An 18,853-nucleotide genomic window follows, 5' to 3' on the forward strand; every position below is an offset into this window, starting at 1 on the left:
CGAGTTTTTGTCCGGTTTGGTCCGGATATAGACCCTGTTCGGCGCCGATCGCTTCCCCCCAGATGCGGCTTCCTAACGCACTTTTTCAGCCAAAGTGCAGGTCAACACTGTGATCTGGGCGACGCCTGGGCCCCGGGGACTGCGCGATCACTGGTCAGGGGCGTAGCCTTAATCCCCGCTGTCCAAACATCCCAAAAGGAAGCGGAAGAGGGCGGTTGCCGCCGTGTCGCCACAGTCCCCTGAAACCCCCAACAGCTCGGCAAGCTCCACTGGCTTCGGCCCCAATGAGTGGCTCGTCGACGAGATCTACCAGCAGTACCTCCAGGACCCGAACTCGGTCGACCGAGCCTGGTGGGACTTTTTCGCCGACTACAAGCCCGGTACCGAGGTGACCCCAGTGACCCAGGCCGCGACCCAGGCCGGCCCCGCGCCGACCCCTGCCGCTGCCCCCGCGCCCGCCGCTGCTGCTGCTCCGGCCGCGCCCGCCGCCCCGGCTGCTCCGGCCGCCCCGGCCCCGGCCGCCGCCCCGGCTCCGCTCGCCGCCGCGCCCGCCGCGCCCCCGGCCCCCAAGGCCGCCGCCCCGGCGCCGGCCGCGCCCGCCGCCGCCACCGGCCCCGAGCTGATCCAGCTGCGCGGCCCGGCGAAGGCCGTCGCCACCAACATGGACGCCTCGCTGGAGGTGCCGACCGCGACCTCGGTCCGCGCCGTCCCGGCGAAGCTGTTGATCGACAACCGCATCGTCATCAACAACCACCTGCAGCGCGCCCGCGGCGGCAAGGTCTCCTTCACCCACCTGATCGGTTACGCCCTGGTCCAGGCCATCAAGGCCGCCCCGGGCATGAACCACAGCTACAAGGTGGAGGACGGCAAGGCCTTCCTGGTCAAGCCGGAGCACGTCAACCTCGGCCTGGCCATCGACCTGGTCAAGCCGAACGGCGACCGCCAGCTGGTCGTCGCGGCCATCAAGAAGGCCGAGACGCTCGACTTCTTCGGCTTCTGGCAGGCCTACGAGGACATCGTCCGCCGGGCCCGCGCCAACAAGCTGACCATGGACGACTTCACCGGCGTCACGGTCTCGCTGACCAACCCCGGCGGCATCGGCACCGTGCACTCCGTGCCGCGCCTGATGCAGAACCAGGGCACCATCGTCGGCGTCGGCGCCATGGAGTACCCGGCCGAGTTCCAGGGCTCCGCCCCGGAGACCCTGGCCCGCCTGGGCGTCTCCAAGATCATGACGCTGACCTCGACCTACGACCACCGCGTCATCCAGGGCGCGGCGTCCGGCGAGTTCCTGCGCGAGATCCACCGCCTGCTGCTCGGCGAGAAGGGCTTCTACGACGAGATCTTCGAGTCGCTGCGGATCCCGTACGAGCCGGTCCGCTGGGCCACCGACGTCGCCACCACCCACGACGACGAGGTCAACAAGACCGCCCGCGTCATGGAGCTGATCCACTCCTACCGGGTCCGCGGCCACCTGATGGCCGACACCGACCCGCTGGAGTACAAGCAGCGCAAGCACCCCGACCTCGACGTCACCACCCACGGCCTCACCCTGTGGGACCTGGAGCGCGAGTTCGCGGTCGGCGGCTTCGGCGGCCAGAAGATGATGAAGCTCCGCGACATCCTCGGCCTGCTGCGCAACACGTACTGCCGCACCGTCGGCGTCGAGTACATGCACATCCAGGACCCGAAGCAGCGCCAGTGGCTGCAGGAGCGCCTGGAGAAGCCGTACACCAAGCCGGAGCGCGAGGAGCAGCTGCGGATCCTCCGCCGCCTGAACTCGGCCGAGGCCTTCGAGACCTTCCTGCAGACCAAGTACGTCGGGCAGAAGCGCTTCTCGCTGGAGGGCGGCGAGTCGCTCATCCCGCTGCTGGACGCCACCATCGACGCCGCCGCCGAGCACCGCCTCGACGAGGCCGTCATCGGCATGGCCCACCGCGGCCGCCTGAACGTGCTGGCCAACATCGTCGGCAAGCCGTACGGCAAGATCTTCGGCGAGTTCGAGGGCAACCTCGACCCGAAGTCGATGCACGGCTCCGGCGACGTCAAGTACCACCTCGGCTCCGAGGGCACCTTCACCGGCCTGGACGGCGAGACCATCAAGGTCTCGCTCGCCGCGAACCCCTCCCACCTGGAGGCCGTGGACCCGGTCGTCGAGGGCATCGCCCGCGCCAAGCAGGACATCCTGGACCAGGGCGGCACCACCTTCCCGGTGCTGCCGATCCAGATCCACGGTGACGCGGCCTTCGCCGGCCAGGGCGTCGTCGCGGAGACCCTGAACATGTCGCAGCTGCGCGGCTACCGCACCGGCGGCACCGTGCACATGGTGGTCAACAACCAGGTCGGCTTCACCGCCGCCCCGGCCAGCAGCCGCTCCTCGATGTACTCCACCGACGTGGCGCGGATGATCGAGGCCCCGATCTTCCACGTGAACGGCGACGACCCGGAGGCCGTGGTCCGCGTCGCGCGGCTCGCCTTCGAGTTCCGCCAGGCGTTCCACAAGGACGTCGTGATCGACCTCATCTGCTACCGCCGCCGCGGTCACAACGAGGCCGACAACCCGTCGTTCACCCAGCCGCTGATGTACGACCTGATCGACAAGAAGCGCTCGGTGCGCAAGCTGTACACCGAGGGCCTGATCGGTCGCGGCGACATCACCATGGAAGAGGCGGAGCAGGCGCTCCAGGACTTCCAGGGCCAGCTGGAGAAGGTCTTCGCCGAGGTCCGCGACGCGGCCCAGGCACCGGCCGCCACCACCGCCGGCAAGCCGGTCGCCGACTTCCCGGTCTCCATCCGGACCGGCATCTCCCAGGAGATGGTCAAGCGGATCGCCGCCTCGCAGGTCAACCTGCCGGACTGGCTGACCGTCCACCCGCGCCTGATGCCGCAGCTGCAGCGCCGCGCCGCCTCGGTCGAGGACAACACCATCGACTGGGCGATGGGCGAGACCCTCGCCATCGGCTCGCTGCTGATGGAGGGCCACCCGGTCCGCCTGGCCGGCCAGGACAGCCGCCGCGGCACCTTCGGCCAGCGGCACGCCGTCCTGATCGACCGCAAGACCGGCGAGGACTACACCCCGCTGCAGTACCTCACCGAGGACCAGGCCCGCTACACCGTCTACGACAGCCTGCTGTCGGAGTACGCGGCCATGGGCTTCGAGTACGGCTACTCGCTGACCCGCCCGAACTCGCTGGTCATGTGGGAGGCGCAGTTCGGCGACTTCGTCAACGGCGCGCAGACCGTGGTGGACGAGTACATCGCCTCCGCCGAGCAGAAGTGGGGCCAGCACTCCGGCGTCACCCTGCTGCTGCCGCACGGCTACGAGGGCCAGGGCCCGGACCACTCGTCCGCCCGCCCGGAGCGCTTCCTCCAGCTGTGCGCGCAGAACAACATGACGGTCGCCATGCCGACCCTGCCGTCGAACTACTTCCACCTGCTGCGCTGGCAGGCGCACAACCCGCACCACAAGCCGCTGGTCGTCTTCACCCCGAAGTCGATGCTGCGTCTGAAGGCCGCGGCGAGTGCGACCGAGGAGTTCCTGTCCGGCTCGTTCCGCCCGGTCATCGGCGACAACACCGTCGACCCGGCGCAGGTCCGCAAGGTGGTCATCACCGCCGGCAAGTTCTACTACGACCTGGAGGCGGCCCGCACCGAGCGCGGCGTCACCGACACCGCGATCGTCCGGGTCGAGCGGCTCTACCCGCTGCCGGTGGCCGAGCTCCAGGAGGAGCTGGCCCGCTACGGCGACGACGTCCAGTTCGTCTGGGCGCAGGAGGAGCCGGCCAACCAGGGTGCCTGGCCGTTCATCGCGATGAACCTGGTCGACCACCTGCAGGTCGTCATCGGCCGCAGCGGCGGCGACGCCCGTCTGCGCCGCGTCGCCCGCACCGCGGCCTCGTCCCCGGCGGTCGGCTCGGCCAAGCGGCACGCCGCCGAGCAGCAGGCCCTGGTCGAGGAGGTCTTCGCGCTCTGACGCGCTGAAGCCCGCACTCTCCACGCCCGCGGCCCCGTCCTCCCACCGGAGGGCGGGGCCGCGGGCGTTCCCGCGCGCCGGTCGGGCGTTCCCGCGTGCCCGTCAGGGGTCCGTGCGTGCCGACCTTTTGGTCCCAGCTCTGCAACCAAAGCGGAACCGCGGTGCGCGAGCTCCTGACGGGTCGGTAGGTTATGCCTCGCCGTCCGGCGGCCCCGGCGCCCGTCCGCGCGCCCGACCGCCACGGCCGTACCGCCTCACCGCTCTCCCAGGGGGACCACCACATGACCGCCGACACGCCTCGGGACGCCGGAAAGCTCCCACCGGTCTTCCAGCCGCTCCTCCCGGACGACCCGCGGGAGGTCGGCGGCTACCGGCTGTTCGCCCGGCTGGGCGCCGGCGGCATGGGCCGGGTCTACCTGTCGTACACCCCGGGCGGGCGCCCGGTCGCGCTCAAGGTGGTGCGCCCGGAGTTCGCCGAGGACGGCGAGTTCCGCCGCCGCTTCGCCCAGGAGGTCAGCAACGCCCAGCGCATCCACGGGCTCTACACCGCGCAGGTGATCGACTCCGGCGGACTGGACGGCGACGCCCCCTGGCTGGTCACCGCGTACGTCCCCGGCCCGTCCCTCCAGCAGGTGGTGCGCGAGAACGGCGCGCTCCCGGTGCGCACCGTACTGCTGCTGATGGGCGGCATCGCCGAGGCCCTCCAGGCGATCCACAGCGTCGAGGTGGTCCACCGCGACCTCAAGCCCGCCAACGTGCTGGTCGCCGGGGACGGCCCGCGGGTGATCGACTTCGGCATCGCCCGGGCCGCCGACGCCACCGCGCTGACCGGCACCGGCTACCGGATCGGCTCCCCCGCCTTCATGTCCCCCGAGCAGGCCCAGGGCCGCCCGGTCACCCCGGCCACCGACGTCTTCGCGCTCGGCGCCCTGGCCGCGTACGTGGCCGGCGGCACCGCGCCGTTCGGCGACGGCCCGGACACCGCGGTGCTCTACCGGGTGGTGCACGAGGACGCGGACCTCACCGCCGTTCCGGCGGACCTGCGCGAGCTGGTCCAGCGCTGCCTGGCGAAGTCCCCGGAGGACCGTCCCACGCCCGCCGAGATCATCCGGGTCGCCCGCAACCACCCGGAGGTCGGCGGCCAGCTGCGGTTCGGGGACGACTGGCTGCCGCGCGAGGTCAACACCGAGATCACCCGCCGCTCGGACCTGCCGCAGCAACAATTCCTTCTGGCCCCGCCCACCCCGCTGCCGGCCGCGCCCGCCACCCCGCCGACCCCGCCGCCCGCGATGCCGGCCACTCCCCCGCCGCCGCCCGGCGCGCCGACCCACCCGGCCACCGCGGTGCACCCGCCGCAGCAGCCGCCGACGCCCCCGCACGGCTTCACGCCGCCGCCGGTCGGCTCGTACGGTGCCCCGCAGCCGCCCACCGAGTCGCCGACCGCGCCGGTGCTGCCCACCCCGCCGACCGTCCGGCTCCAGTCGGAGCCGCCGTCCTACGACACCCCGCCGCCCGGCCCGGCACTGACCGCCGACCCGGCGCCCGCCCCAACCCCGGCGCCGGAGCCCGGGCGCAAGGGCGGGGTGTCCTGGAAGGTGCTGCTCACCGTCGCCCTGGTGATGGCGGTCGGCGGCACCGCGGGCGGCGTGGTGCTGATGAAGAAGCTGGACGACGGCAAGGCGTCGGGCGCCAAGCCGGCCCCGGCGGTCACCGTCACCCAGGGCCCTGATCCGACCAAGCCGGCCTCCTCCCCCAGCGCCTCCGCCTCCACCGACCCGGTGACGGCCTCGACCCCCAAGCCCGGCCAGAGCACCGTCTCGGCCCCGGCCCGGCCCACCGGCTACTCCCCGATGCTGGACAAGAAGTCGCTGGCGATCCCCAGCGCCGACTACTCCTCCGACGCCTACCGGATCGACCTGGACTCGGGCACCGTGGTGCCCCGCTCCACCGACCTCAAGTGGGGCTTCGGGGTCACCAACAACAGCAGCGGCAGCAAGGCCAACGCCTTCGCCAGCTACGGCGACAACAAGTCGGACTTCGCGGTGATCACCGAGCCGTCCGTCACCGCCGAGCAGTGCGCCGCCGCGATCGACTCCCGGCCGGACACCGACCTCTCGTACAACCGGGTCGCGCCCGGCCGGCTGCTCTGCGTCCGGGACCGGGTCACCCGCAACATCGCCATCGTGGCGATCGAGCAGGCCGACCCGACCTCCGGGGCCGCCAAGGTCACCGTCAGCACCTGGCGGGCGAGCTGACCCGACCAGGGCGCACGCCCTATCCTGACCAGGTCAATCCCCACCGGACCGGAGCGAACCGTGTACTTCACCGACCGAGGCATCGAGGAGCTGGAGAACCGGCGCGGCGAGGAGGAGGTCACCCTCGGGTGGCTGGCCGAGCAGCTGCGCACGTTCGTCGACCTCAACCCGGACTTCGAGGTCCCGGTCGAGCGGCTGGCCACCTGGCTGGCGCGGCTCGACGACGAGGACGACGAGTGACCCGGTGACGGCCGCCGTGAGGCCCGGGAGGCAACCGCCTCCCGGGCCTCACGCGTGTTCGGGCACGGAGCTCCGCCGTCCCCGTAGGGGAGGCCTCGGGGACGGATCCGGGACGGATCGGGGTCGGGACGGGGGCCGGAGCGCTTGACTCTGCCAGTACGCGATATATCGTCTTTAAAAGAGAACGCGATACATCGCGATCGCCAACGGGAGGCGGCAGAGATGAGCCAGTGGACGGTCGAGGGCACCGAGAGGATCACCTTCGACGAGTCGGTGCGCGCGCTGCACGTGCGGACCATCGAGGGCACGGTGAACGTGGTGGCGGCCGACGGCCCGGCCCGTCTTGAGGTCACCGAGCTGGTCGGCGACCCGCTGCACGTGACGCTGGTGGACGGCGTCCTGACCGTCACCTACAAGGACATCAACAGCTGGGGCGAGTTCGGCGACTGGGTCAAGTCCGTCGGCTCGGTGCGGAACTTCTTCGGCTCCTTCAAGCGCAAGCGGATCGCCGGCGTCACCGTGACCGTCCCCGCCGACGTCGAGGTCAAGGTCGGCACCGTGTCCGCCCACGCCACCGTCAGCGGCATCGACGGGCACGTCTCGGTGCAGAGCGCCAACGGCGACACCACCCTCGCCGGGGTGACCGGCCGGATCGACGCGAGCACCGTCACCGGCGACGTCGACGCCCAGGCCGTCGGCGGCCGGCTCAAGGTCAACACCGTCTCCGGGCAGCTCACCGTGATCGCCGGCACCGCCGACCGGATCCAGGCCAACACCGTCACCGGCGCCGTCACCCTGGACCTCGACGTGGCCGGCGAGACCGACGTCAAGGTCAACACCGTCAGCGGCGCGGTCGTGGTCCGGATCCCCTCCGCGGCCGACGCCACCGTCGAGGCCGGCTCCACCAGCGGCGACGTCTCCAGCACCTTCGAGCAGCTCCAGATGAGCAGCACCTGGGGCGCCAAGAAGATCTCCGGCCGACTCGGCGAGGGCCGCGGCAACCTCAACGTCACCACCGTCTCCGGCGCGGTCACCGTGCTGCGCCGCCCCGACGCGGAGGAGGAGGGCCCGGTGGTGGTCAAGGAACTCCCGGCCGGCCCCGGCACGCCGAACCTCACCAAGGAGGCCTGAGATGACCCCTGTGTTCGGCCACGGTCGGCTCCGCCTGTACCTGCTGAAGCTGCTGGACGAGGCCCCGCGGCACGGCTACGAGGTGATCCGGCTGCTGGAGGAGCGCTTCCAGGGCCTGTACGCCCCCTCGGCCGGGACGGTCTACCCGCGGCTGGCCAAGCTGGAGCAGGAGGGCCTGGTCACCCACAGCACCGAGGGCGGCCGCAAGGTCTACCGGCTGACCGACGCCGGACGCGCCGAACTCGAAGCCCGACAGGGCGAGTTGGACGAGCTGGAGCTGGAGATCCACGACTCCGTGGCGCAGCTCGCCGGGGCGATCCGCGAGGACGTCCGGGACAGCGCCAAGGACCTGCGCGAGGAGCTGTGGAACGCCGCCAAGCAGGCGCCCCGGCCGGAGCGCGCCGAGAACGGCGACCCGTGGGCCGGGCCCTGGGGCGACAACGAGTCCTGGCAGCGCGCCAAGGAGGAGTTCGCCCAGTTCAAGCAGCAGGCCAAGGAGCAGGCCAAGCGCGCCCGGGAGCAGGAGCAGGCCGCCAAGGCCAAGGCGAAGGCCGCCGAGGCGGAGGCCCGCCGGCTGCGCGAGCAGGCCAAGGCCTCGCGCACCGCCGCGCAGCAGGAGGCGCTGCGGATCAAGCGCCGGGTCGAGCAGCAGGTGCGCGAGCACGCCGCGAAGGGCGACTGGCCGACCGGGCTGGCCGAGGGCCTGTCCGAGCTGACCAAGGGCCTGGCCGGGCTGGCCGACGCGGCCCGCTGGGGCCACGGCCCGGAGGAGCCGGCCGCGGAGCCCGCCGAGAAGGTCAACGTGACCAGGATCGACCTGGACAAGGACGAGAACGAGCCCGGAACCCCGGCCGACCTGCCGTCGTGGGCCCACACCGACCCGGCCGGGGATCCGGCCCGTGAGCTGGAGCGGCTGCTCGACCGCTTCCGCGACCAGGTGCGGGACGCGGCCAGGGACGGCGGGGTGGGCGCGGACAGGCTTGCCGAGGCCCGTACGGTGCTGGGCGCCGCGGGCGAGCGGCTGAAGCGACTGCTCGGCTGACGCCGACGGTCCGGAACGGCGGCCCGGTGCCCCCTTCGGGAGGCGCCGGGCCGCCACATGTGCCGGGGCGTCAGGGCGCCGTCGGGCGGGCCCCGGGTCAGGGGTTGAGGACGACCTTCCCGAAGACGTCACCCTTGGCGAGCCGGGCGAAGCCGTCCCTGGCCTCGGCCAGCGGCAGCACCGAGTCGATCACCGGCCGGACGCCGGTGTTGGCGCAGAAGGAGAGCAGCCCGGCCAGCTCCTCCTTGGTGCCCATGGTCGAGCCGACCACCTTGAGCTCCAGGAAGAAGATCCGGTTCAGCTCGGCGGAGCTCGGGCTGGGGCCGGAGGTGGCCCCGGAGATGACGATGGTGCCGCCCGGGCGCAGCGACTTCACCGAGTGCGACCAGGTCGCGGCGCCGACCGTCTCCATGACCGCGTCCACCCGCTCGGGCAGCCGGGCGCCGCTCTCGAAGGCCGCGTCGGCGCCGAGCTCCACCGCCCGGGCGCGCTTGGCCTCGTCCCGCCCGGTGACCCAGACCCGCAGGCCGGCCGCCTTGCCGAGGACGACCAGCGCGGTCGCCACCCCGCCGCCCGCGCCCTGCACCAGGACGGTGTCCCCGGGCTTGACCCCGGCGTTGGTGAACAGCATCCGGTACGCCGTCAGCCAGGCGGTGGGCAGGCAGGCGGCCTGCTCGAAGCTCAGCTCGGCGGGCTTGGGCAGCAGGTTCCAGGTGGGTACGGCCACCCGCTGGGCGAAGGTGCCCTGGTAGCGCTCCGTCAGGATGGACCGCGGCTCGTCCGGGCCGACCCCGTGGCCGCTCTGGCCGATCACCGAGTGCACGACCACCTCGTTGCCGTGCTCGTCGACGCCGGCGGCGTCGCAGCCGAGGATCATCGGCAGCTTCTCGGCGGGCAGGCCGACCCCGCGCAGCGACCAGAGGTCGTGATGGTTGAGGCTGGCGGCCCGGACCGTGACCACGCTCCATCCGGGACGGGCCTGCGGCTCGGGGAGCTCGCCCAGCTCCAGCCCGCTCAGCGGGTCGGCGGCGTCGATACGTGCGGCGTAGGCAGCGAACATGCCCCGGACGATAGCCCCGACGGCCGGGGCCGGGAACCACGCGAACGTGTGACGCGTGTCCCGGCCCCGGGCCGATCGGCGGTGTCCGGTCGGATCGTCAGATCCGCGCCACGCCCTCCGCCCGGGCGGCCTCGGCGACGGCCTTGGTGACCGCCGGCGCGACCCGCTCGTCGAACGGGGAGGGGATGACCTTCTGCGGCGTCAGCTCGTCGGCCACGACGCCGGCCAGCGCCTTGGCGGCGGCCAGCTTCATGCCCTCGGTGATCCGGGAGGCGCGGACCTGGAGGGCGCCCGCGAAGATGCCCGGGAAGGCCAGCACGTTGTTGATCTGGTTCGGGAAGTCGCTGCGGCCGGTGGCGACCACCGCGGCGTACTTGTGCGCGACCTCGGGGTGGATCTCCGGGGTGGGGTTGGCCATCGCGAAGACGAACGCGCCCTCGGCCATGGTCGCGACGACCTCCTCCGGCACAGTGCCGCCGGAGACGCCGATGAACACGTCGGCGCCGGCCATCGCGTCGGCCAGCGAGCCCTTGAGGCCGGTGCGGTTGGTCCGCGCGGCGATCTCGGCCTTGACGTCGGTGAGGTCGCCGCGGCCCTCGTACACCACGCCCTTGCGGTCGCAGACGGCCACGTCGCCGATGCCGGCCGCGACCAGCATCTTGGCGATGGCGATGCCGGCCGCGCCGGCGCCGGAGATGACGGCCCGCAGCGAGCCGATCTCACGGCCGGTCACCTTGGCGGCGTTCCACAGGGCGGCGGTGGTGACGATCGCGGTGCCGTGCTGGTCGTCGTGGAAGACCGGGATGTCCAGGGCCTCCTGGAGCCGGCGCTCGATCTCGAAGCAGCGGGGCGCGGAGATGTCCTCCAGGTTGACGCCGCCGAAGGAGGGCGCCAGCCGGACCACGGTCTCGACGATCTCGTCGACCTCGGTGCAGGCGAGCGCGATCGGCACCGCGTCCACGCCGCCGAACTGCTTGAACAGGATGGCCTTGCCCTCCATCACGGGCAGCGAGGCCTGCGGGCCGATGTCGCCGAGGCCCAGCACCGCGGTGCCGTCGGTGACCACCGCGACGGTGTTGGACTTCCAGGTGTAGTCGTTGACCAGTTCCGGCTGCTCGGCGATGGCCGTGCAGACCCGGGCGACACCGGGGGTGTAGGCGAGGGACAGGTCGTCCGCGTCGCGCACCGGGACGGTCGCCCGGATCTCCATCTTGCCGCCGCGGTGGAGCGCGAAAACCGCGTCGACCGGATCGTCGGTGTCCTGGGTGCTGCTGATGATCTCCGCTGCCACGATGACCTCTTCGTCATTGATCTGGCGAGGACGCGCGGCCGACGGGAGGACGACCCGGCCGGAAACCGGAAACCGGGTACGCCGAAGCGGACCCGGGGTCAGGGTCGGGGCGCTGCCGTCGGGCGGCGCCCTCGGATGAGGGTTTTGTTGGGTCTTCTGTTGTCCGCGTTGTGCTTACGGGCCGAGCGTAGGTCGGACGACGGCATCGCACCTATGCCTTTTCGTCCTCGTCACGTACGGTTCATCGCCGAGCTGTCGCGTCACGGAAGCCCGGCGTCTCAGCGCAGGGCACCGGCGGCGGCAGCGGCATGAGCGCACGCGCACCCGCAGGAGTGAACGCAGGTCCGAAGGGAGTCGGCGCCCCGGATACGGAGCCGCGTGAGGACTTCCGTTCCCGAGCACCGCGAGCCTGTCGGGGCTCGTCGGTCTGGTTCGAGCGTTCGGGGGTCACCCGGTACCGAATTCTGACACACCCGCTGCCGGGCCCGGCAGGCCGGGATGGCAGGATCGCTTGTCCGCCATTTCGCGTACACCCGCGCGACACCGTGGCGGCGCCCGTCCCTCCCACAGGAGCCGCCCTCATGCGTCACGCCCGCCTCGCCCGCCGTCCGATCCCGGCCGCCGCCGCCCTGACGACCGCCGGAGCCCTGTTGCTGACCGGCTGCGGCAGTGGCGGGCAGGCCGCCGCGGAGGATCCGGTCAAGGACCTTCGCGGCAAGCTGCCGAAGACCCTGCGGTCGGCCGGGGTGCTGCGGGTCGGCATGGACGTCAACTACGCCCCGGTGGAGTTCCGCGGCCCGGACGGCACCCCGACCGGCCTCGACCCGGAGCTCGCCGCCGCCCTGGGCCGGATCCTCGACGTGCGGGTCGAGTTCGTCGACACCCCCTTCGACAAGCTGGTGCCGAACCTCCAGGCCAAGCAGTACGACGTGGCGATGTCGGCGCTCAGCGACACCCGCAAGCGCCGTGACGCCCTGGACGAGAACGGCAAGCAGGCCGGCCCCGGCGTGGACTTCGTGGACTACTTCATCGCCGGCACCTCGATCGTCGTCCCGAAGGGCAACCCCAAGGCGATCAAGAGCCTGGACGACCTGTGCGGCAAGACCGTCGCGCTCCAGCAGGGCACCACCCAGGACGAGATCGTCACCCGTCAGGTGTCCGTCTGCACCCGGGCCGGCCGTCCCGCGCTGGTCCCCCACAAGCTGGACACCGACACCAAGGCGCTGGCCGAGGTCGCCTCCGGCGCGGCCGCGGCCGGCCTGAACGACTTCCCGGTGGCCGCCTACGCGGCGAAGACCACCGACGGCGGCGCCCGCTTCGAGGTGACCGGCGGGCAGTCCACCTCCAACCCGTACGGGATCGCGCTGCGCAAGGACGACGGGCAGCTGCGCGACGTGCTGGCCAAGGCGATCGACCAGCTGATCCGCAGCGGTGAGTACGACAAGATCCTGGCCAAGTGGAACGTGAGCGCCGGCGCGGCGCAGAACGCGGTGGTCAACGGGGGCATCTGACCGGCGGGCGGCGGACCCCCGGGTACGGCACGGACGGGTCTGCATACCTATGCGCAGAGTGACAGGGACACGGGATAAGTCCGAATAGCGGACAGTGCGACCCCTCGTTATCCGATTTTGATCTGGATGAGGGCCACCTGACTGTCATCAGATGGCAGGATTCCCCCCATCTCGGATCGAGCCGGCCACTGGTCGAGGCCGACCGGTCAACGTCCACCTCGGCGGAGGGTGGCGGAAGCAGTACCTCGTACACCCCCGGGCGGCACCCCCGCGCCCGGGCAACTGCACGACCCGGCCTGCACGTACGACGACGTACGGCGACACGCACCCGTACCGAGCCGCGCGGCTCGCCGTTCCGGTGCGCCGCTCCCGCGGCGCGCTCCGCCCGACCTCTCTCCCCCAGGATGGAGATCCCCCTCATGACCACCCGTACCCAGCGCAGCCGGCTCCTCGCAGCCGGTGTGGTCGCCGCGTCGGTCTCCCTCGTGCTGACCGGCTGCAGCAGCAGCAAGAGCGACGGCAGCGGCGCCCCCAACGCCTCCGCGACCGTCAACGAGGTCAAGGCCGATCCCAAGCTGGCCTCGCTCGTCCCGGATGACGTCAAGGCGGCCGGCAAGCTCGTGGTGGGCGCGGACGCCTCCTACGCGCCGGACGAGTTCAAGGACGACAGTGGCAAGGTCATCGGCATGGACGTCGACCTGGCCAACGCCATCGCCGCCAAGCTCGGCCTGAAGGCCGAGGTCCAGGACTCCGGCTTCACCGCGATCATCCCTGGCATCCAGTCGAACAAGTTCCAGCTCGGCATGTCGTCCTTCACGGACAACAAGGAGCGCGAGCAGATCGTCGACATGGTCACCTACTTCAACTCCGGCAGCGCCGTCGCGGTGAAGAAGGGCAACCCGGAGAAGATCGACCCGAAGGACCTCTGCGGCAAGAAGGTCGCCGTCCAGACCGGCACCACCCAGGCCGACGAGATCAAGGACACCCGCGACCCCGACTGCGCCAAGGCCGGCAAGCCGGGCATCCAGAACGGGGGCGACAAGTTCGACCTCCAGACGGACGTCACCAACGCCGTGGTCTCCGGCCGCGACCAGGCGCTGATGGCCGACTCCCAGGTCGTCGACTACGCGGTCAAGCAGTCCGGCGGCCAGCTGGAGAAGGTCGGCGAGACCTACGGCGTGGCCCCCTACGGCGTGGCCCTGGCCAAGGGCTCCAAGCTCACCCCGGCCATCCAGGGCGCCGTCCAGTCGCTGATCGACGACGGCACCTACAAGCAGATCCTCAACAAGTGGGGTGTCGAGGCCGGCGCCATCGAAAAGTCGGTCGTCAACGGCGCCTCCTGACCCTCGTACGCTTCACTTCTCCCCCGAGGCCACACCGTGAACTCTTTGGACAAGGGGACGGCGGAGAAGGGGCGGCCCGAGACCATCAGGGCCGTCCCCGTCCGTCACCCCGGACGCTGGGCCGGCGCCGTCGTCATCGCCGTACTCGCGGCGATGCTCGTGAGCGCCCTCTTCACCAACCCCGCTTTCAAGTGGGACATCGTCGGTCAGTACCTGTTCCACGACAGCATCATGCACGGCCTGCTGGTGACGCTGGAACTGACCGTTCTCGCCATGCTCATGGGCGTGGTCGGCGGCATCGTCCTCGCGGTGATGCGCCTTTCCCCGAACCCGCTGCTGGCCGGCGTCGCCTGGGTCTACATCTGGATCTTCCGCGGCACCCCGGTCCTGGTTCAGCTGGTGTTCTGGAACTTCCTCGGCCTGATCTGGGCCAAGCTGTCGATCGGCGTGCCGTGGGGGCCGGAGTTCTGGTCCGAGCAGACCAACGTGCTGATCCCGACCTTCGTCGCCGCCCTGCTGGGCCTCGGCCTCAACGAGGCCGCCTACATGGCGGAGATCGTCCGCGGCGGCATCCAGTCGGTCGACGAGGGCCAGTCCGAGGCCTCGCACGCGCTCGGCATGAGCCGGTTCCAGACCATGCGCCGGATCGTCCTGCCGCAGGCCATGCGGGTGATCATCCCGCCGACCGGCAACGAGACCATCTCGATGCTCAAGACCACCTCGCTGGTCTCCGTGATCTCCCTGGAGGAGATCTTCCGGGCCGGCCAGGTCATCTACTCCCGCAACTACCAGAACATCCCGCTGCTGATCGTGGTCAGCCTCTGGTACCTGTTCTTCACCTCGGTGCTGACCATCGGCCAGTACTACATCGAGCGCCACTACGCCCGGGGCTCCAACCGCACCCTGCCGCCCACCCCGCTGCAGCGGCTGCGGGGCCTGTTCGCCGGGAAGCCCGCCCCCAAGACGAACGCCGACGTCGTCCCGGGGCTCGAGGGAGGTGGTCACGTATGACCGACCTGAGCAAGACCCCCGCCGACGCCGCGGCGTCCACCGAGCCCATGGTCCGCGCCGAGAACGTGCACAAGTCCTACGGCCCGGTCGAGGTGCTCAAGGGCATCGACCTGGAGGTCAAGCAGGGCGAGGTGTTCTGCCTGATCGGCCCCTCCGGCTCCGGCAAGTCGACCTTCCTGCGGTGCATCAACCACCTGGAGAAGATCAACGGCGGCCGCCTCTGGGTGGACGGCGAGCTGGTCGGCTACCGGCAGAAGGGCGACCGGCTGCACGAGCTCAAGGACCGCGAGGTCGCCCTCAAGCGGCGCGACATCGGCATGGTCTTCCAGCGCTTCAACCTGTTCCCGCACATGACCGCCATCGAGAACGTCATGGAGGCGCCGGTCCAGGTCAAGGGCGAGAGCAGGGCCGACGCCCGCGAGCGCGGCATGGCCCTGCTGGAGCGGGTCGGCCTGGCCGACAAGGCCGGGAACTACCCCTCGCAGCTCTCCGGCGGCCAGCAGCAGCGCGTGGCGATCGCCCGCGCGCTGGCCATGAAGCCCAAGCTGATGCTCTTCGACGAGCCCACCTCCGCGCTCGACCCGGAGCTGGTCGGCGACGTCCTCGACGTCATGCGCGGCCTCGCCGAGGAGGGCATGACCATGGTGGTCGTCACCCACGAGATGGGCTTCGCCCGCGAGGTCGGCGACGCCCTGGTGTTCATGGACGGCGGCGTGGTGGTCGAGTCCGGCAACCCCCGCGAGGTGCTCACCAACCCGCAGCACGAGCGCACCAGGGCCTTCCTGTCCAAGGTGCTCTAGGCCGTACCGTCGGCGCCCGGCAGACCCGTCCTGCCGGGCGCCGACCCCTTTCCCACCGGGGAAAGGAGGCCGGAACGCCGTACGAGTAATAGGCTGGAAGCAGTCAGCCCGTTACCGAATCTGGAAGGACCCCTGTGGAGCTCGCCGCCTACGCCGATCTCGCCGTTCGGCTGGTGAACACCGAGGAGCCCGAGCGCGGCACCGACACGCTGACCTCCGTGGAGGCGGTGCGCGGCCTGTTCTCCGACTCCTCGCGGGCCGCCGCCCTCGCCGACGAGTCCGACCTGCCCCGGCTGCGGGCGGTGCGGACCAGGCTGCGCGGCGTCTTCGAGGCCGCCGCCGAGGGCGACGAGGTCCGCGGCGTCGACCTGCTGAACAGCCTGCTGATGGAGTACCCCGTCAGCCCGCTGGTCTCCGGACACGACTACCTGGACGACGCCGGGCGGCCGCGCTGGCACCTGCACCTGGCCGACAACTCCCCCACCGCCACCGCGCACTTCACCGCGGTCGCCTGCATGGGCCTGGCCGTCCACCTGACCGAGCTGGGCGCCGACCGGCTCGGCATCTGCCAGGCCGCGCCCTGCCGCAACGCCTACCTGGACACCTCGACCAACCGCTCCCGCCGCTACTGCTCGGACCGCTGCGCGACCCGCGCCAACGTGGCCGCCTACCGGGCCCGCAAGCGCCAGGAGGCGGAGGCCGCGGCCCGGGCCTAGGCCCTCGCGAACTCAGGGCCTCGGGAGTTCGGGGCCCTGGGGCCTCAGACCTCCTCGACCCAGGCGCCGAGCCGGCGGGCCAGGCCCGGCACCCGGGCCAGCCGCGGGGTGAGCAGCAGCCGCTCCAGCCGGCGCCCCGGCGCCAGCCAGGCCGGGCTCGGGCTCAGCCGCAGCAGCACCCGGCCGAGCACCAGCTCGTCCGGGACGGCGCCGTAGCTGCGGCTGTCGCTGTCCACCGGGCGGTTGTCGGACAGCAGCCACCAGCCCTTGGGCCGGCGCTCGGCGGCCCGCTTCACCACCAGCAGGTCCTGCTGGAACGGGTGCCGGAAGACCACCACCGCGCCCGGCCGGATCGGCGCGCCGTACCGGACCAGCAGCCGGTCGCCCTCGCGCAGGGTCGGGACCATCGACGGCCCCGCCACCTCGACCAGCCCGAACGGCAGCACTCCGCCCCGGTCCCCGGCTCCGACGTCCTCCGGTCGCGTGCTCCGCGCCACGACTCCTCCTCCCGCTCCGCCCGTCCCCCAGTCTGCCGTACGGGCCGTCAGCGCTCCGATGTCCGGAATACCCCGGTTCCGGGTCCGTCTTTCGCCCTAGGCCCGCCGCCCGATCGCGAAACCGGGAGGGCGGAAGGGTAATCTCGGGCGCGGGAAGACGATCTAAGGAAGGACTCCCATGTTCTCTCGTCTGTTTGCACCGCGCGCCACCGCCCACGCCCACTGCGACCTGCCCTGCGGCGTGTACGACCCCGCGCAGGCCAAGCTCGAGGCCGAGTCCGTCAAGGCCACCCAGGAGAAGTACCAGGCCAACGAGGACCCGCACTTCCGCGCCCGCGCCATCATCATCAAGGAGCAGCGCGCCGAGGCCGTCAAGCACCACATCTCGGTGCTGTGGAGCGACTACTTCAAGGCCCCGCACTTCGAGAAGTACCCGCAGCTGCACCAGCTGATCAACGACACCCTGAAGGCCGCCTCGGCCGCCAAGGCGTCCACCGACCCGGCCACCGGCCAGGCCCTGCTGGACCTGATCGCCGAGGTCGACAAGATCTTCTGGGAGACCAAGCAGGCCTGAGCCTGACGCGTCGCCACCCGACCGCCCCCGTCCGGACCACCGGACGGGGGCGGTCGTGCGTTCACGCCCGACCCCCGGCCGGTAAGGGTTGCCTGCCCTGAGTGGCTGTTATGCTGCCAGGGCGTCCGAGGGGGAAGTCCGGTGTGAATCCGGCGCTGACCCGCAACGGTGAGCACGGCCCGTACCAGCCCGTACGGCCGCGCCAGCCCGATCGCCCTCGGCCGCCGAACTCCCGACAACTCGCCGTGGACTGCGAGGGGAACGGCGCCCCGGCACGCCCCGGCCCGCGCCCGCCCCGGCGCACCCCCGGCCCGAGGCAAGGCGCACCCGTGAACCGCGCACCCGCAGACCGGGCAGTCGGCCCGCCCACTCGTCGCATACCCGTCGTCCCGCTCGCCGCCGGCCTCGGCGCCGCCCTCCTGCTCTCGCTGGTCTGCGGGGTCGCCCTCGGCTCCTCCGGGCTCGGCCTGCCCCGGGTGCTGCGGCTGCTGGGCGCCGGGCTGACGGGCGGTCGGCTGGAGGCGGACGAGGCGGCCGCGTACGCGATCGTCTGGGAGATCCGGCTGCCGCGCACCGTGCTGGCCGCCGTGGTCGGCGCCGGACTGGCCGCCTGCGGCGTCGCCGTCCAGGCCCTGGTGCGCAACGCGCTGGCCGACCCCTTCGTCCTCGGCATCTCCTCCGGCGCGGCCGTCGGCGCCAACGCCGTCCTGCTGTTCGGCGCCTTCGCCTCGCTCGGCGTGTGGGCGATCTCCGCCTCCGCCTTCGGCTCCGCCCTGGCCGCCATGACGCTGGTCTACCTCGCCGCCCGCACCGCGTTCGGGCTCACCCCGCTGCGCCTGGTGCTCACCGGCACCGCCCTGTCCTACGGGTTCTCCGCCGCCACCACCCTGATGGTCTTCGCCGCCGACCGCGGCGAGGCCGCCCGGGACGCCATGATGTGGCTGCTCGGCAGCCTCGGCGGCGCCACCTGGGGCTCGGTGCCGATCGCCGCCGTCACCGTCCTGGCCGGCCTCGCCTACCTGGCCTGCGCCGCCGGACGGCTGGACGCGCTCGCGATGGGCGACGAGACCTCCGCCTCGCTCGGCGTGGACCCGGACCGGCTGCGCCGCGAGCTGTTCGTGGTGACCGCCGCCGTCACCGGCACCGTGGTCGCGGTCAGCGGGGCGATCGGCTTCGTCGGGCTGCTGATGCCGCACCTGGCCCGGATGCTGGTCGGCGCCGGGCACCGCCGGGTGCTGGTGATCGCCCCGCTCGCCGGGGCCCTGCTGCTGGTCTGGGTGGACATCGCCTCGCGCACCCTGCTGGCGCCCGCCGAACTGCCCGTCGGGGTGTTCACCGCGGTGCTCGGCGTGCCCGCCTTCCTGCTGATGATGCGGCGCCGCGGCCAGTCCTTCGGAGGCACCCGGTGA

15 protein-coding genes and 1 riboswitch are annotated in these 18,853 nt (G+C 71.9%); of the genes, 12 read left to right on the forward strand and 3 right to left on the reverse strand.

Features of this window, described 5'->3' with window-relative positions; genetic code table 11:
• The first annotated feature begins 223 nt into the window (after positions 1–223).
• From ACGF0D_RS02050 to ACGF0D_RS02070, 5 genes are all read left to right on the forward strand, one after another.
• The gene (locus ACGF0D_RS02050) at positions 224–3,973 is read left to right on the forward strand and encodes a multifunctional oxoglutarate decarboxylase/oxoglutarate dehydrogenase thiamine pyrophosphate-binding subunit/dihydrolipoyllysine-residue succinyltransferase subunit (RefSeq protein ID WP_392873216.1); all 3,750 of its coding nucleotides are present in this window, start codon (positions 224–226) and stop codon (positions 3,971–3,973) included.
• Positions 3,974–4,254: 281 nt separating this feature from the next.
• A complete protein-coding gene (locus ACGF0D_RS02055; RefSeq protein WP_392913631.1) occupies positions 4,255–6,228 on the forward strand; it encodes a serine/threonine-protein kinase in 1,974 nt (657 codons plus the stop codon).
• Positions 6,229–6,288: 60 nt separating this feature from the next.
• A complete protein-coding gene (locus tag ACGF0D_RS02060; protein WP_049649445.1) occupies positions 6,289–6,468 on the forward strand; it encodes a DUF6104 family protein in 180 nt (59 codons plus the stop codon).
• A 222-nt stretch (positions 6,469–6,690) separates the two neighbouring features.
• Positions 6,691–7,599 carry a DUF4097 domain-containing protein gene (locus ACGF0D_RS02065; protein WP_392873222.1) on the forward strand — a complete coding sequence of 303 codons (909 nt, stop codon included), beginning with the start codon at positions 6,691–6,693 and terminating at the stop codon, positions 7,597–7,599.
• A gap of 1 nt (position 7,600) precedes the next feature.
• Complete coding sequence (locus tag ACGF0D_RS02070; protein WP_392913632.1) at positions 7,601–8,641, forward strand: PadR family transcriptional regulator; 1,041 nt, start codon at positions 7,601–7,603, stop codon at positions 8,639–8,641.
• A gap of 97 nt (positions 8,642–8,738) precedes the next feature.
• Here the strand turns inward: ACGF0D_RS02070 and ACGF0D_RS02075 are convergent, their stop codons facing one another.
• Together ACGF0D_RS02075 and ACGF0D_RS02080 are read right to left on the reverse strand one after the other, a co-directional pair.
• Positions 8,739–9,701, reverse strand: a complete 963-nt coding sequence (locus ACGF0D_RS02075; protein ID WP_392913633.1) for a zinc-binding dehydrogenase — start codon at positions 9,699–9,701, stop codon at positions 8,739–8,741.
• Positions 9,702–9,798: 97 nt separating this feature from the next.
• Entirely contained in the window at positions 9,799–10,992 is a 1,194-nt protein-coding gene (locus ACGF0D_RS02080; protein WP_392873231.1) for an NADP-dependent malic enzyme, read from the reverse strand.
• A gap of 581 nt (positions 10,993–11,573) precedes the next feature.
• Between ACGF0D_RS02080 and ACGF0D_RS02085 the strand changes: the two genes are divergently transcribed.
• From ACGF0D_RS02085 to ACGF0D_RS02105, 5 genes are all read left to right on the forward strand, one after another.
• On the forward strand, positions 11,574–12,503 hold the full coding sequence (locus ACGF0D_RS02085) for an ABC transporter substrate-binding protein (RefSeq protein ID WP_392873234.1): 930 nt from the start codon (positions 11,574–11,576) through the stop codon (positions 12,501–12,503).
• 419 nt (positions 12,504–12,922) lie between these two features.
• Positions 12,923–13,846: an ABC transporter substrate-binding protein gene (locus ACGF0D_RS02090; protein WP_392873237.1), complete on the forward strand. Its 924-nt coding sequence runs from the start codon at positions 12,923–12,925 to the stop codon at positions 13,844–13,846.
• Between the two features lie 36 nt (positions 13,847–13,882).
• Positions 13,883–14,857, forward strand: coding sequence for an amino acid ABC transporter permease (locus ACGF0D_RS02095; RefSeq protein WP_392873240.1), 975 nt, complete (start codon positions 13,883–13,885; stop codon positions 14,855–14,857).
• 47 nt (positions 14,858–14,904) lie between these two features.
• Positions 14,905–15,657: an amino acid ABC transporter ATP-binding protein gene (locus tag ACGF0D_RS02100; RefSeq protein WP_392913718.1), complete on the forward strand. Its 753-nt coding sequence runs from the start codon at positions 14,905–14,907 to the stop codon at positions 15,655–15,657.
• Between the two features lie 134 nt (positions 15,658–15,791).
• Positions 15,792–16,373, forward strand: a complete 582-nt coding sequence (locus ACGF0D_RS02105; RefSeq protein ID WP_392913634.1) for a CGNR zinc finger domain-containing protein — start codon at positions 15,792–15,794, stop codon at positions 16,371–16,373.
• Between the two features lie 44 nt (positions 16,374–16,417).
• Here the strand turns inward: ACGF0D_RS02105 and sodX are convergent, their stop codons facing one another.
• A complete protein-coding gene (gene sodX, locus ACGF0D_RS02110) occupies positions 16,418–16,780 on the reverse strand; it encodes a nickel-type superoxide dismutase maturation protease (protein ID WP_392874222.1) in 363 nt (120 codons plus the stop codon).
• A 268-nt stretch (positions 16,781–17,048) separates the two neighbouring features.
• On the opposite strand from sodX, the gene sodN reads away from it, so the two are divergent.
• Both sodN and ACGF0D_RS02120 read left to right on the forward strand, forming a co-directional pair.
• Positions 17,049–17,444 carry a superoxide dismutase, Ni gene (gene sodN, locus ACGF0D_RS02115; protein WP_045699892.1) on the forward strand — a complete coding sequence of 132 codons (396 nt, stop codon included), beginning with the start codon at positions 17,049–17,051 and terminating at the stop codon, positions 17,442–17,444.
• Positions 17,445–17,532: 88 nt separating this feature from the next.
• Positions 17,533–17,682: riboswitch (cobalamin riboswitch) on the forward strand.
• A 91-nt stretch (positions 17,683–17,773) separates the two neighbouring features.
• The gene (locus tag ACGF0D_RS02120; protein WP_392913635.1) at positions 17,774–18,853 is read left to right on the forward strand and encodes a FecCD family ABC transporter permease; all 1,080 of its coding nucleotides are present in this window, start codon (positions 17,774–17,776) and stop codon (positions 18,851–18,853) included.

The organism is Kitasatospora sp. NPDC048298 (assembly GCF_043201465.1).
In the GTDB taxonomy this organism is placed as follows: Bacteria; Actinomycetota; Actinomycetes; order Streptomycetales; family Streptomycetaceae; genus Kitasatospora.